Annotated in this window: 10 protein-coding genes; 1 reads left to right on the top strand and 9 read right to left on the bottom strand. The window is 31.7% G+C overall.

Annotation, left to right across the window (positions count from 1 at the left end):
- Positions 1-205: 205 nt before the first annotated feature.
- From gap to NSS86_RS07105, 9 genes are all read right to left on the bottom strand, one after another.
- Entirely contained in the window at positions 206-1,231 is a 1,026-nt protein-coding gene (gene gap / locus NSS86_RS07065; protein WP_000106141.1) for a type I glyceraldehyde-3-phosphate dehydrogenase, read from the bottom strand.
- 169 nt (positions 1,232-1,400) lie between these two features.
- Positions 1,401-2,024 carry a dephospho-CoA kinase gene (coaE, locus tag NSS86_RS07070; RefSeq protein WP_001127167.1) on the bottom strand — a complete coding sequence of 208 codons (624 nt, stop codon included), beginning with the start codon at positions 2,022-2,024 and terminating at the stop codon, positions 1,401-1,403.
- Positions 2,025-2,039: 15 nt separating this feature from the next.
- Complete coding sequence (gene mutM, locus NSS86_RS07075) at positions 2,040-2,912, bottom strand: bifunctional DNA-formamidopyrimidine glycosylase/DNA-(apurinic or apyrimidinic site) lyase (protein ID WP_001114454.1); 873 nt, start codon at positions 2,910-2,912, stop codon at positions 2,040-2,042.
- 15 nt (positions 2,913-2,927) lie between these two features.
- Entirely contained in the window at positions 2,928-5,558 is a 2,631-nt protein-coding gene (gene polA, locus NSS86_RS07080) for a DNA polymerase I (RefSeq protein ID WP_001038317.1), read from the bottom strand.
- A gap of 293 nt (positions 5,559-5,851) precedes the next feature.
- Complete coding sequence (locus NSS86_RS07085) at positions 5,852-7,339, bottom strand: hypothetical protein (protein WP_000849428.1); 1,488 nt, start codon at positions 7,337-7,339, stop codon at positions 5,852-5,854.
- A 498-nt stretch (positions 7,340-7,837) separates the two neighbouring features.
- Complete coding sequence (locus NSS86_RS07090) at positions 7,838-9,499, bottom strand: ATP-binding protein (RefSeq protein WP_015445861.1); 1,662 nt, start codon at positions 9,497-9,499, stop codon at positions 7,838-7,840.
- Positions 9,499-10,203, bottom strand: coding sequence for a response regulator (locus tag NSS86_RS07095; protein ID WP_000080028.1), 705 nt, complete (start codon positions 10,201-10,203; stop codon positions 9,499-9,501). The genes NSS86_RS07090 and NSS86_RS07095 overlap by 1 nt, the downstream gene beginning before the upstream one ends.
- Before the next feature lie 389 nt (positions 10,204-10,592).
- Positions 10,593-11,861, bottom strand: coding sequence for an NADP-dependent isocitrate dehydrogenase (icd, locus tag NSS86_RS07100; protein WP_000123165.1), 1,269 nt, complete (start codon positions 11,859-11,861; stop codon positions 10,593-10,595).
- A 48-nt stretch (positions 11,862-11,909) separates the two neighbouring features.
- The gene (locus NSS86_RS07105; RefSeq protein ID WP_000829167.1) at positions 11,910-13,031 is read right to left on the bottom strand and encodes a citrate synthase; all 1,122 of its coding nucleotides are present in this window, start codon (positions 13,029-13,031) and stop codon (positions 11,910-11,912) included.
- Positions 13,032-13,378: 347 nt separating this feature from the next.
- Between NSS86_RS07105 and NSS86_RS07110 the strand changes: the two genes are divergently transcribed.
- Entirely contained in the window at positions 13,379-14,740 is a 1,362-nt protein-coding gene (locus NSS86_RS07110; RefSeq protein WP_000818525.1) for an amino acid permease, read from the top strand.
- Positions 14,741-15,075: the final 335 nt, after the last annotated feature.

Genomic DNA, 15,075 nt, shown 5'->3' on the forward strand with positions numbered 1-15,075 from the left:
CACCCTCTTTATTTTGATTATGCCTAATTATACTATAAATCTAGAGATGAAAAAAGAATCCCTCAATTTAATTCATTTAACCAAATAATGAAACAATAAAAAACATTATATCGTTACTTATTAAGTAATTTGCATGACAATATTATTGTATTAAAAAATAAAAAACCTAACTCCGAAGTCAGAGTTAGGCTATAAATTAATTGTATTAACTTGCACTTACAGTTTCTTTTGATGTCAAAAGTGCTCCAATTTGCTCAGCAACATCTACAACTCTATTTGAATAACCCCATTCATTATCATACCAAGCAATAACTTTTACTTTATTCCCTGACATGACCATTGTTGATTTTGCATCAATAATAGCTGAATTTGGATTAGTATTAAAATCAACAGACACTAGTGGTTGATGTTCGACTTCTATGATACCTTCTAAACCTGCATTTTCAAAAGCTTGGTTTACTTCTTCTGCAGTTACTTCTTTTTCTAAATCAACAACTAAATCAACGAGCGATACATTCTTTGTTGGTACACGTAATGCCATGCCGTGTAATTTACCTTCTAATTCTGGTAATACTTCTTTTAAAGCTTTCGCCGCACCAGTAGAAGTAGGAATAATGCTTTCATTACATGAACGTGCACGTCTTAAATCTTTATGTGGATTATCAATATTTTTTTGGTCATTTGTAATAGCGTGAACAGTAGTCATTAAACCATTAACTATTCCAAACTGATTATTTAAAACTTTTGCAACTGGACCAATGCAATTAGTAGTACATGAAGCATTACTAAAAATGTCAAATGCTTCTATATCTAATTGGTTATCATTTACGCCTTTAACTACCATTTGAACATGTCCACCTTTTGAAGGACCAGTTAACAATACTTTTTTGGCACCTGCTTTAATATGTGCGATGGCTTTATCACCATGATTAAATTTACCAGTTGCATCTATAGCAATATCGATATCTAATTCTTTCCATGGCAAGTTTTCAGGATTGCGATCAGCAACCAATTTAATTTTATGATCACCAACTTGCAATCCATTTTCAATCGGTTCAACTTTTAGATTATATTTTCCATGTGTTGTATCGTAATTGATTAAATGTGCAATTGTTTCGGGTGGATAACTAGCATTTATCGCTACTACATTTAAATTTTTATTTTGTAATGCAATACGTAATACCATTCTTCCAATTCTACCCATACCATTAATTGCAATATTCGTTGACATTAAAAGCACCCCTTGATTTTTATGTGTTATACTTTATGGAATTAGTATAGCATATTATATGAATTTTGAAAGCGTTTTCCGTTGATTTATTTATCTTTTTTATAAAAAATAGTCATTACTTACATACATCAACGCGTACGTAAAGTAATGACTTATTTATAGTGTAATATTAATCTTCTTCTCCGTAATTCGGCTTTTCAATATAACCTTCTTCTTCTAACAATCTCTCAAGGTTTTGTTTTAATTCAAGTTTATCCCCTAAATTATCGATAACATGATCGGCCATTCGGCTTTTTTTATCAATAGAAATTTGGCTATAGACACGTGCTTTCGCATCTTCTAATGACAGATTATTACGTTGCATTAAACGATCCATTTGTATACTTTCAGAAGTGTATACAACCCACACTTCGTCTACTGTATTTTCCAATTCATTTTCAAATAATAATGGAATATCCATGATTACATTATATCCTTGTTTTAAATATTCTTGCTTTTCTTCTTCCATAATATCTCGCACGATAGGATGTATGATAGCATTTAATTCTAAGCGTTTTTCTGGATGGTTAAACACTAAATCACCCATATAACGACGATTCATCTCACCATTTTCATCAATTGCTTCATCACCAAAGACTTCTCGTACTTGAGCTAAACCTTTACTCCCCTTTTTAACAGCTTCCCTGGCTGCTTTATCAGCATCTACTACTTTAAAACCGAATACGGATAAGAGTTCTGATACTGTTGATTTTCCTGAGGCGATTCCACCTGTTAGACCAATAACTTTCGGCATAATTTCACTCTTTCTTTATTTTTGACATACTGGACAATAATGACTATTTCTTGTCGCGATGATTTTTGTTTCAATTTGACTTCCACACACTTTGCATACCGGCTGCTTATATACATTAAGATGCAATTGCATCTCACCAGTTTTTCCATCAGCATGACGATAATCTGAAATACTTGTACCGCCATGCTTAATACCTTCTTCTAGTACTTCTCTAACATAATAAAAAACCATTTCTTGTTGTTGGTGTGTTAAGTCTTTTACTTTTTTATCTGGTAAAACACCTGCACGAAACAACGCTTCACATGCGTAAATATTTCCGCAACCTGCGATTACTTTATGATCCAAAATCACTTGTTTGATTGGTTTATTCTTATTAGACTGTTGATGAATTCGATTTAAATAATACGTCAATGCTTCATTTGTAAAAGGTTCAGGCGCTATTTCTAAAAATGAAGGATAAGATGCTACAGACGCAACATTTCTAATTTCTCCAAAACGACGTATATCTGAATAAATTAACTTTTTGTCATTTGACAACTCAAAAATAACATGCCAATGCTTACGATAATTAGGTATCATAATATCTTCAAGTTCATCTACAATGAAAAAACCACCCGCCATACCTAAATGACTAATTAATGTACGTTGTTCTCGTTTATTATCTAGCTGAAAAACGATATATTTACTTCTTCGTTCTACATTTGTAATGGTATAGCCTTCCGATAAAGTTTTAAAAGTATCTAATTCAATTCCTTTTATAATTGTTTCCTTGCCTTGAGCTTTACCTTCGATTACTTTATCCGAAAATATAACGTGTTCAATTTTTTGATTTATAACGTAGGGTTCAATTCCTCTTTTTACATGTTCTACTTCTGGTAATTCGGGCATACCATTAACCTCACTTTATTTTGCATCATACCAAGTTGCACCATAACTTGAGTCTACTTTTAATGGAACATCTAATTGCAATGCATTTTCCATTATCTCTTCTACAAATTCACTAAATGAATCTACTTCTGACTTAGGTACTTCAAAAATTAATTCATCGTGTACTTGTAATAATAGTTTAGCTTGATATGTTGTCTCTTTCATTTTTTGTGCAAATTTAACCATTGCCAGTTTAATGATATCTGCAGCACTGCCTTGTATTGGCGTATTCATAGCAGTACGTTCAGCAAAGCCGCGTAAATTAAAGTTACGACTCGTAATATCAGGAATATAGCGTCGACGATGTAGCAATGTTTCCACGTAACCTAAAGCTTTGGCATCTTTTACAATATCAGACATATATTGTTTCACACCTGGGAAACTAGCTAAATAATCATCAATGAATGCTTTTGCTTTTTTACGAGTAATACCTAAACTTTGACTTAAACCATAATCACTTATCCCATAAACAATTCCAAAGTTAACCGCTTTTGCTTGACGACGCATTAAACTATCGACTTGATCAGCCTCTACACCAAATACTTTCATAGCAGTTGCTGTATGAATATCATCGCCGTTGATAAATGCTTCTTTCATACTCTCATCTTGTGTAATGTGTGCTAATACACGCAATTCAATTTGAGAATAATCTGCTGATAATATAACGCTATCTTTTGAAGTTGGTTTAAAGGCTTTTCTTATTTTACGCCCTTCTTCAAGTCTAACCGGAATATTTTGTAAATTAGGATCTACACTTGATAAACGTCCAGTTTGCGCTAAAGTTTGGTTAAAACGTGTATGGATACGTTGATCATCACTAATTACCTTTTGCAATCCTTCAACATAAGTAGACTGTAACTTAGATAATTGACGATATTCTAAAATATAATCAATGATAGGATGTTCACCTTGCAATTGCTCTAAGACATCTACAGCAGTAGAATATCCTGTTTTCGTCTTTTTAATAACAGGTAATTGTAATGTCTCAAACAATACAACACCTAATTGTTTAGGAGAATTTATATTAAAATCTTCACCAGCTGCATCATGGATATTTCGAATCAAGACGTCTAATTTTTCTTGAATTTCTTTTTCCATTTCTTCTAAATCATGAACATCTGTAAATATACCAATTTCTTCCATTTCACTTAAAATCTTAGCTAGCGGTAGCTCTAAATCAGCTAAGAGTTCTACCTGATTGTATTCTTCTAATTGTTTATCCATATTTGGTTTCGCAAAGTAAATTGCATCAGTAATAGAAGCAACATATGGATTTAAAACATCATCTTCAGGTACCTTAAATTTCTTACCTTTTCCATATATACTTACATCGTCTTTCACAAAACTTTGACCGTACAATGAAACAACTGATTGAACATCACTAATCGTACGAGATGGATCAATTATATAACTGGCCAACATAATATCGAAAGAAATATTTTGAATATCAATTCCCAATCTATGTGATGCTACATATGTTTTTTTAGCATCATATACGACTTTTTTCGTATTCGGATTTTCTAACCATGAAACTAGTTCGGCATAATTATTTATGTCATCCGCATTAATTACAATATGTTTCTCACCTGTAAATAAAGAGAATTTTAAAATATTATTTCGCAAATAGTTACCACCGTCTAATTCGAAATGGATGGCCGCTTCTTTCAATGAAGTAAAATCAATATTATCAAAAGACGTTTCAATTTCAAATGTCTTTTCTATTGCATCTTCAACGCTTGCTGATTGATCAATGTCAGACAACAATTGTTTGAATTCTAACTTCTTAAACAATTCGATTTTTTCTTGTTGTTCATCTTGATGAGTCATTAACGTATCTTCAAGTTTTACTTCAATCGGACTATCTACATTAATCGTTGCTAATTCTTTACTCATTAATGCATCTTCTTTGCTATTTTGAAGTTTTTCTTTTAACTTTTTACCTGAAATTTCATCTAAATGTTCATAGACACCTTCTACTGTGTCAAATTGGTTTAGCAATTTTATTGCTGTTTTCTCTCCAACACCTGCAACACCTGGTATATTATCAGAAGTATCTCCCATTAATCCTTTCATATCAATAATTTGATTAGGTGTTAACCCGTTGTATTTTTCCGCAATAAAGTCAGGTGTATAATGATCAACATCAGTAACACCTTTTTTAGTGTAATAAATGGTTACATTATCCGTTGCAAGTTGTGTTAAATCTCGGTCTCCCGTTATAATAATTGTCTGAAAGCCCGCTTTATCTGCTTCTTTACTTAAAGTTCCGATAATATCATCTGCCTCATAGTTATCTAATTCATAACGTTTAATATGATAAGCATCTAATAATTGGCGTATATAAGGAAATTGCTCACTTAGTTCAGGCGGCGTTTTCTGGCGTCCACCTTTATATTCACTATATTTTTCATGTCTGAAAGTTGTTTTACCTGCATCAAACGCTACTAAAAAATGATTTGGCTTTTCTTCTTTTAAAATCTTCTCTAGTAACATTGCAAAACCATATACTGCATTGGTATGAATGCCTGCTTTGTTTGATAACAAAGGTAATGCATAAAAAGCTCTAAAACTTAAGCTATTACCATCGATTAATACTAATTTATTCACAATTTTAACCTCCAGAACTAATTTATATATATTTTAGCATATTCGACTGTGATGTCGTAATTAAAGAAACTATCTCATAGAGTATTTATACACGACCTAATTTCAAATAAAACAAGTGCCTATATAGACTTAGCTAAAAAATAAAAAAGACATAATCATGATTGTTCTTGATGAGCACTCCATAAAGTCAGGTTAAAAGTCCAACTTTTGAGATGCACATTATCATTTCATGATTATGTCTACTTTTTAATATTTTTATGCTGCTATTTTAAATTTTTATAGGTAAGAATAAGTTATGAATCGTCTGAACCAAATGGAATATATTTAACTTTGGTCATTTTCGGTAATTCTTCATAATTATTAAACCACTCTTGGTAATTTTTATTGATTGGTGACGGATGATGCATATAATGTTCAAACGGCAATGATTCCACTGTATAAACCTCTTGTCGTGGATGATCTTTAATTTGTTGTTTTAATAACTGAACTCTTTTTTCATGTTCATAATGAACATAAATAAATGCACTAAGATATATCACAGCTAAAACTAGTGATGCACCTTTAATAAAATTAACATTGATTGACTTATATTTCCGAAATTCTTTTAATAAAATAATTAAAATGATTACATGTATCGTATAAACAATCAAAAAATTACCTGGTTCTATTGGAGTAACAATGACTAGTGTCGACGCCGAAACACATATTGCAATAAGTAAGGAATATAAAGTGATTTGTGTTTTACGATCATTAATAGACAAATAAATACCTACAAATATCGAAAACGCAAAGTAACCACATACAATTACGTTCACAAAACCAACCAATCCAATATCTGTATTTTTATTTAATAAAAACTGATTGTAAAATAGTAAATAATAAAGCGGTAAAGTGATAAATCCTATCATAATGATACGACGCTTTAATATTGTTAAATGTACATACCGATCACTTCTAAGCAGTAGATAAATAATAAGCGCTGCAATCATACTTAAAATTATAATCTGACTGAAAATGACACCATATGGAAGTGACGTTGATATCATTTCTGCAAATTTTGAAAAGATACCTTGATTATTTGAAACTTGTTGATATTCTGATCCTTCAAATAAAATTTTGCGATAATTTGGATTGGAAAACATAATGATTGTACCTATAGTAGCAATCATAAATGAAAACAATAATTTATAATTAAGTGTTCGATTTGCAGTAAATTCATACAGAAAAGCTAAAATTAAAATGATACAGTGGAATAATGTCACATTCTCCATAAATAATTGACCGAAGAAGCATAAAACATAGAATAGTACAGTAACACTTACCGGCTGCTTTTCTTTATATATAATTGCATTAATACAATAATAAATAATAAAGAGTGAAATTAGTGTTGATGTCGCATAATTATAAAATCCTGCAAACCAGCCATATGTATCTGCATAAATAGCACTTGGTAAAATTAACATTAAAGAAAATGCTAACAAATAATAGCTTGTCCACGCTTTACAACGTGTAATGTGCATAATCATCCAAATGATGCCCATACTAATGAGACCATATGAAAGCCAACGTAACCAGCTTACATGTACAGCTATAATTTCAAAGATATTTCCGATATAGCGACCATTAAGTGATGCAAATCCTACTTTTAAAATATCAGTATTATAATTGCTAAACCATTGTAAATCATCGTGCATGATTGGTAGTAAGATACCCATAAAAGTATAAAACAATAATATCGCAATTAATATCAAAGTTGTCTTGTGTAATTGAATTGTTTTCACTTTGCTAATCCTCAAATCTAGTTAAATTTTCCTCAACTTGTAGGTCGAAAAATTAATTCAATATTTTTAATGTATTTCTAATTTTCACCTATGCATGTTTCCTCAATCAAATTAGATAAACAAGGTATTTAATATTACTTTCAACAATTTATCTAAATCGCCCCTCGTCTTTTTCTATGACGAATGATTACACTTGTGTATTCAAGTGTTCAAATTAAGATTTATTTCCGTTCAAATAAAACTTATTACTTTTTAATTAAGCATCTATTTTAAGCGCATTACTAAAATTTCTTTATTATAATAAATATATTATAAAATTGCTTGATTCACAACAATCTATTACTTATAACTTACAAAACGATATATGCTAATGACAAAATTGACAACCGAATTTATTCCAATTCATTAACTCTAATTTAATACCAATAGAGATTTGAACGAAATAAAAAAGCAGCAACAACTTCGTGAAAAATACACGCGCTGTTACCACTTTAATTTTTATTCTTTATAATCTTTTAGAATAACTTTGAACGTTGAGCCTTTGCCAACTTGACTATTCACTTCAATATTGCCTTGGTGGGCCTCTACTATATGCTTTGTAATTGATAATCCAAGACCTGTCCCACCAGAATCTCTACTTCGTGCTTTATCTACTCTATAAAATCTTTCAAAAATACGTTGTTGGTCTTCTAATTTAATACCTATACCAAAATCTTGTACTTCGAAAATGACACGAAAGTCATCTCGATACACACGAACGTTAATATCTCCATCTTCATAAGAATAGTTAATTGCATTCGTTAACAAATTCGTGATAACTTGAGCAATTTTACTTTCTTGTGCTTTAACAATGACATCTTTTTCAATATCAGTATGAATGGAAATATTTTTTTGATTGGCTTGAGTCATCATATTATCAATAATACGCCGCGTTAAATCTGATAAATTCATATAGTCTGTATCTAACTCTGTATGTTGCTCAATATGCGATAAATCTAACAGATCTGTTACTAAAGATTCTATTCGATTTGATTCTTTTAAAATTATGTTTAAAAACATGTCTAATGATTCCGCATCATTTTTTGCACCATCAATAAGCGTTTCAGCAAACCCCTTAATTGAAGTAATAGGTGTTTTTAATTCATGTGAAACATTTGCTACAAATTCACGTCTTAGATTTTCAAGTTGTTTCAGATTTGTTATATCATGCATCACAACTAAAATCCCTTGCAAACTTTTTTGAGACCTAGTTAAAATCGGAACGCATGAAATATCAAAGTACTTGGCATGGACTTGGTTTATTGCAACTTCCAATTGTTCATAAATAGGTTTTTCAACTTTAAAACTTTCTAAAATTAATTGCTCAATTTCAGTATTAACATAGCCGTGATAGCCTACTTGTTCAATATTATGCGAGATGTTGAACTGTTCATAATACGCTTTATTTGCAACAACGATTTTTCCATTTCGATCTATCATTAAAATAGCACTTGGAATATTTTCAATCGTTGTTTTTAAACGGTTGGATTGAATTTTTTGCTCATTATTAAGCTTTTGAAGGCGTCGTGCTAAATCATTGGTAGACACAAAAAGCGCTTTCGTTTCTACAACATTACTTTCAGGTACACGTATGTGATAATAACCATTTGCCAACAATTGTGTTGCATAAGTAACTTCTTGAATGGGACGGATTAATGTACGCTTAAAACTACGGCTTGCAAAATACAGACAAATGAGTACAACTAAACATGTCAATATAAGATATTTCCACAACGTCCAATGCATTTCTGTAATATCGTTATTGTAACCTTTAATCCATACATGATAACCGTTAACCTTCTTATTAAAAATAAAAACGTCCCTTTTTTGAATATAGCTATCACTATTTGGGATAGCTTTCAGTTTGCCACTACTAAACACCTTTTTATCATGTTTAGTTATCAATAAATCTATATTTTGCTGTTTTACAATTTCTTTAACTTTATCAATCTCATTATCTTGGACTAAATAAATATATGATCTTGCATCTGTTGCTAGAGCTTGTTCGTGTTTTTCTGATAAAACATATGTGATGGAAGCGTGAATAATAATGCCTAATGTAACAAAACTGATAATTAATATACTGCTTATCAATAACATTAAGCGGTGGTGAAACTTCATCATTGTTCTTTAGGTCTTTCCAATTTATAGCCTAAGCCACGCACAGTTTTAATAAGTTGTGGCTTCTTAGGATTATCTTCTAATTTATCTCTTAAATGACTGATATGTACATCAACAATTCTTGAGTCTCCTGCAAATTCATAATTCCATACCGTATTTAACATATGCTCTCTCGTAATGACTCTGCCTTGTCTTTCTATCAAATAAAGCAAGAGTTCAAATTCTTTCGGTGTTAGCTCCAATAACTCATTATGCTTATATACTTCAAAATAATCGGGTCTAATACGTATCGATCCGATGGTAATATCATCGTCAATCTCTTCTACTTCTTTTACAAATTGAGAACGTCTTAAAATGGCTTTCACACGGGCAACAACTTCTCTAGGTGAAAAAGGCTTAGTCATATAGTCATCGGCACCTAATTCTAAACCTAATACCCGATCAAACTCATCATTTTTCGCCGTTAACATTAATATAGGGACTAAATTTTTATTTGTTCTTACAGTCTTACATACGTCAATGCCATCTTTTTTAGGTAGCATAACATCTAAAATAATTAAATCTGGCTGTTCACTTTCTACCTTTTCTAAAGCCTCATCACCATCAAATGCGACAACAACTTCATAACCAGCTGTTTCTAAGTTATATTTAAGTAATGTTACGATTGAATGTTCGTCATCTACTACCAACACTTTTTGCGACATGGTATGCCTCCCTAACTTATAATTATATTTACATTATAACCGAACTATTTATAAAAATAACATCCTACACATTATCTTTACACATTTTTTACATTACTTTACATATAAATAAAATACTTCTTATATTTCCTTCTATCATTTGCATGACTTACTCTGGGACAACGAAATAAATTTTGTAAAAATATCATTTCTATCCCACTACCTATGCATGAGTTTTACTCATTTATTCCTAAGCTTATGTACAAATTCGCTTTGTCTAATGTGTAATAAACACTACATAATCAATCATTGGTGACTCTTTATTATTTCTATCCTGTTGCCAACTTCAATTCATTTAAAAAGGCGAACCTAGCAATTAAAGTTGCTAGACTCACCTAATTTTATTTTGCTTATTTTAAATTTTTAATCAATTCATCTGCAAATGCTGATGTAGAAACTTCTTCAGCACCATCCATTAAACGGGCAAAGTCATAAGTAACAACTTTTGAAGCAATTGTATCTTCAATTGAATCTGTAATCTTATCTGCCGCTTCTTGCCATCCTAAATGTTCTAACATTAATACAGAACTTAAAATTACTGAAGATGGATTCACTTTATTTAAACCTGCATATTTTGGAGCTGTACCATGTGTTGCTTCAAAAATAGCATGACCTGTTTCATAATTAATGTTTGCACCTGGCGCAATACCAATACCACCAACTTGTGCAGCTAAAGCATCTGAAATATAGTCACCATTCAAGTTCATAGTTGCTACAACATCATGCTCAGCTGGACGAGTTAAAATTTGTTGTAAGAAAATGTCAGCAATAGAATCTTTAATGATAATCTTGCCTTCTTTTTCAGCTTTTTCTTGAGCAGCATTAGCAGCATCTCTGCCTTCATTTTCAACAATTTCGTCATATTGTTGCCAAGTGAATACTTGATCACCAAATTCAGATAATGCTAAATCGTAACCCCACTGCTTAAATGAGCCTTCTGTAAATTTCATAATATTACCTTTATGAACTAAAGTAACTGATTTACGGTTATTATCGATAGCATATTGTATAGCTGCTCTAACTAATCGCTCAGTTCCTTCTTTAGAAACTGGTTTAATACCAATACCTGAAGTTTCTGGGAATCGAATGTTTGTCGCACCCATTTCGTTTTGTAAGAAGTCAATTACCTTTTTAACTTCTGTTGTACCTTCTTTAAATTCAATACCAGCATAAATGTCTTCAGTATTTTCACGGAAAATAACCATATCAACATCTTGTGGACGTTTAACAGGTGATGGTACTCCTTTAAACCAACGTACCGGTCTTAAGCAAGTAAATAAATCTAATTCTTGGCGTAAAGCCACATTTAATGATCTAATACCACCACCAATTGGTGTTGTTAAAGGTCCTTTAACAGCAATTAAATATTCTTTAATTGTATCAAGTGTTTCTTGAGGTAACCATTCACCAGTTGTATCAAATGCTTTTTGGCCAGCTAGCACTTCTTTCCATTCAATGCGTTTTTCGCCATTATAGGCTTTCTCAACAGCAGCATCTATAACTCGGCTTGCTGCCTTCCAAATATCCGGTCCAATTCCATCACCGATAATAAATGGGATAATTGGTTCATTAGGTACGTTTAATCCTTCAGTTCCTTGAGTAATTTTTTCTGCAGTCATAGTTATTTTACCTCCAAATTTTACATCTTCATTTTTAATTTGTATTGATTATTTTCTTTCTTCAAGCGGGATATACTTACGATTCGTTTCGCCAATATATTTCGCTCTAGGACGCATAATTCTATTATCTTTATATTGTTCTAAAATATGAGCAATCCATCCTGCAGAACGACTTACAGCAAAGATTGGCGTGAATAAGTCATGAGGTATTTCCATACAGTGATAAACACTCGCACTATAAAAATCAACATTAGGAATTAATCCTTTTTCTTCTGCCATACGTTTTTCCATTTTCACTGACATTTCAAATAATTCTTCACGACCAGCGTCTTTCGTAATTTGACGGCTCATTTCTCTTAAATATTTCGCTCTAGGATCACCATCTTTATATACACGATGACCAAAGCCCATTACTTTATCTTTATTAGCAAATTTTTCATCTAAGTAAGCATCAACATTTTCAATTGACCCAATCTCAGATAACATCGTCATAACTTGTTCGTTTGCACCACCATGTAATGGCCCTTTCAGAGAACCTACAGCTGCTACAATACCTGAGTACATATCTGACAATGATGATACCGCACAACGTGCTGTAAATGCAGATGCGTTCAACTCATGATCAGCGTGTAAAATAAGTGCTTTATTGAAGGCTTCTACTTCTATATCTGTTGGTAATTCCCCACGTAACATATATAGGAAGTTTGCCGCATAACTTAAGTCAGGATTAGGCTTAAGTGGTTCTTTATCTTGTCTTACTCGAGCAAACGCTGTAACTAATGATGCTACTTTAGCCTGTATACGCATTGCTCTTTCATAACGATTTTCATCTGATTCATTTTCAGCATCAGGATCGAAATGTGCAATATATGATAATGACGTACGTAATGCTGTCATTGGATGCACGTGATCTGTAACATACTCCTCAAAATGTGTATACACACGAGGATTTAATGTCATGTATTGATTTAATTTCCCTTTTAGATGAGCAAGCTCTTCTTCGTTTGGCAATCTATAGTTCCATAATAGGAAAATAACTTCTTCAAATTGCGCATTTTCAGCTAGATCATCAATATCATAGCCGGCATAAGTCAATTGACTTTCAATAATTGAACTTATTTTAGTCTCCGCTGCGATAACCCCTTCTAAACCTCTTTGTAATTCTGCCATGATAAATTTCCCCTTTACTGTTTCTTTATGAAATGGCTTTCAACTAATATTATAGCTAAACGCATTTCGTTTGTGAAATATAAAAACTGGCATTATATGTGCAACAATTTTTTTGTAAATCTATGTAAATGTCACAGAATAGCCACAAATAGCACCATTAAAGCTTTTTCAAGATGTGAATAATCCATGAATTTTACAATAGAATTAAATTTTCAATTGGTTATTATATATGATTATAAAAACCAAAGTATATTAACATGGAATTTTACACATTTTTACCGAAAATAATTGTATATATCTCAATATAAGTGCATAATAAACATATCTATATTTAAGGGAGATGTATTATGGCTGAAAAATTACAAAGGGAACTGAGCAATCGCCACATACAATTAATTGCAATTGGCGGTGCAATTGGTACAGGCTTATTCTTAGGTGCTGGTCAAACGATTGCATTAACCGGCCCTTCAATTCTATTAACATACATCATTATAGGATTTATGTTATTTATGTTTATGCGAGGTTTAGGAGAAATCATTATACAGAATACTGAATTTAAATCTTTCGCAGATGTAACCAATACATATATTGGGCCTTTTGCAGGATTTGTTACCGGATGGACATACTGGTTCTGTTGGATTATTACAGGTATGGCTGAAGTAACGGCTGTGGCAAAATATGTTAGCTTTTGGTTCCCAGAAATTCCAAACTGGATAAGTGCACTATTTTGTGTACTGTTATTAATGTCATTCAACCTACTTAGCGCAAGACTTTTCGGAGAATTAGAATTTTGGTTCTCTATCATTAAAATAGCGACAATTATTGGTTTAATAGTAGTTGGTTTCGTCATGATTCTATTTGCATTTAAAACTCAATTCGGGCATGCCAGTTTCACAAATTTATATGAACACGGCATATTCGCTAAAGGTGCTTCTGGATTCTTTATGTCTTTCCAAATGGCATTATTCTCATTTGTAGGAATTGAAATGATTGGTGTTACAGCTGGGGAAACAAAAGATCCAGTTAAAACAATTCCAAAGGCAATTAACAGTGTACCCATTAGAATTTTAATATTTTACGTTGGTGCGTTAGCGGTTATCATGTCTATTATCCCTTGGCAGCAAGTTGATCCTGATAACAGTCCATTCGTAAAATTATTCGCATTGATCGGAATTCCGTTTGCTGCGGGCTTGATTAATTTTGTAGTATTAACCGCTGCTGCTTCATCATGTAACAGTGGTATATTCTCAAATAGCCGTATGCTTTTCGGTTTATCAAGTCAACAACAAGCACCTCCGAACTTTTCTAAGACGAATAAATATGGCGTTCCACATGTTGCAATCTTTGCTTCATCAGCATTATTACTTGTGGCAGCATTACTAAACTATATTTTCCCAGATGCGACAAAAGTATTTACGTATGTGACTACCATCTCTACAGTGTTATTTTTAGTTGTATGGGGTCTGATTATCATTGCATATATCAATTATAGTCGTAAAAACCCAGATCTACATAAAAATGCTACGTACAAACTATTAGGTGGTAAATATATGGGCTACTTAATATTTGTATTCTTCATTTTTGTGTTCGGGTTATTATTTATTAATGTTGATACAAGACGTGCAATTTATTTTATTCCGATTTGGTTTATACTTTTAGCATTTATGTACTTAAGATATAAACGTATCGCTGCTAAATCAAATAAATAACAACAAGTTTTACCCCTGTTGAATATACTAAAGTTCAACAGGGGTTTTTATATGCAACTTATAATATTAAATTGCGTACTTGGCTCAAAACTTTTACTTTCTCATCTATTTAATAATGTATCATTTCAGAAATACATCCATACTTCTATTTTATAATAAATTTCCAAAGTAATATGAGTGAAAGTTTGAAGGTGATAATGTACATGTATAAAAGATATAAACATTTATATAGATTGCCATTCATACACTATCATTATCAAATAACCTATTAATTACGTCATAAAATACCAGATGAACCAAAAAACGCCTTTCCATTGTTGATAAATGGAAAGACG

It is taken from the genome of Staphylococcus sp. FSL W8-0056, assembly GCF_037963075.1.
GTDB classification, from domain to species: Bacteria; Bacillota; Bacilli; order Staphylococcales; family Staphylococcaceae; genus Staphylococcus; species Staphylococcus aureus.

Bases quoted from the DNA above. Each gene is read 5' to 3' on its own strand.
- gap (WP_000106141.1), bottom strand. From the start codon at position 1,231: ATGTCAACGAATATTGCAATTAATGGTATGGGTAGAATTGGAAGAATG.
- coaE (WP_001127167.1), bottom strand. From the start codon at position 2,024: ATGCCGAAAGTTATTGGTCTAACAGGTGGAATCGCCTCAGGAAAATCA.
- mutM (WP_001114454.1), bottom strand. From the start codon at position 2,912: ATGCCCGAATTACCAGAAGTAGAACATGTAAAAAGAGGAATTGAACCC.
- NSS86_RS07090 (WP_015445861.1), bottom strand. From the start codon at position 9,499: ATGAAGTTTCACCACCGCTTAATGTTATTGATAAGCAGTATATTAATT.
- NSS86_RS07095 (WP_000080028.1), bottom strand. From the start codon at position 10,203: ATGTCGCAAAAAGTGTTGGTAGTAGATGACGAACATTCAATCGTAACA.
- icd (WP_000123165.1), bottom strand. From the start codon at position 11,861: ATGACTGCAGAAAAAATTACTCAAGGAACTGAAGGATTAAACGTACCT.
- NSS86_RS07105 (WP_000829167.1), bottom strand. From the start codon at position 13,031: ATGGCAGAATTACAAAGAGGTTTAGAAGGGGTTATCGCAGCGGAGACT.
- NSS86_RS07110 (WP_000818525.1), top strand. From the start codon at position 13,379: ATGGCTGAAAAATTACAAAGGGAACTGAGCAATCGCCACATACAATTA.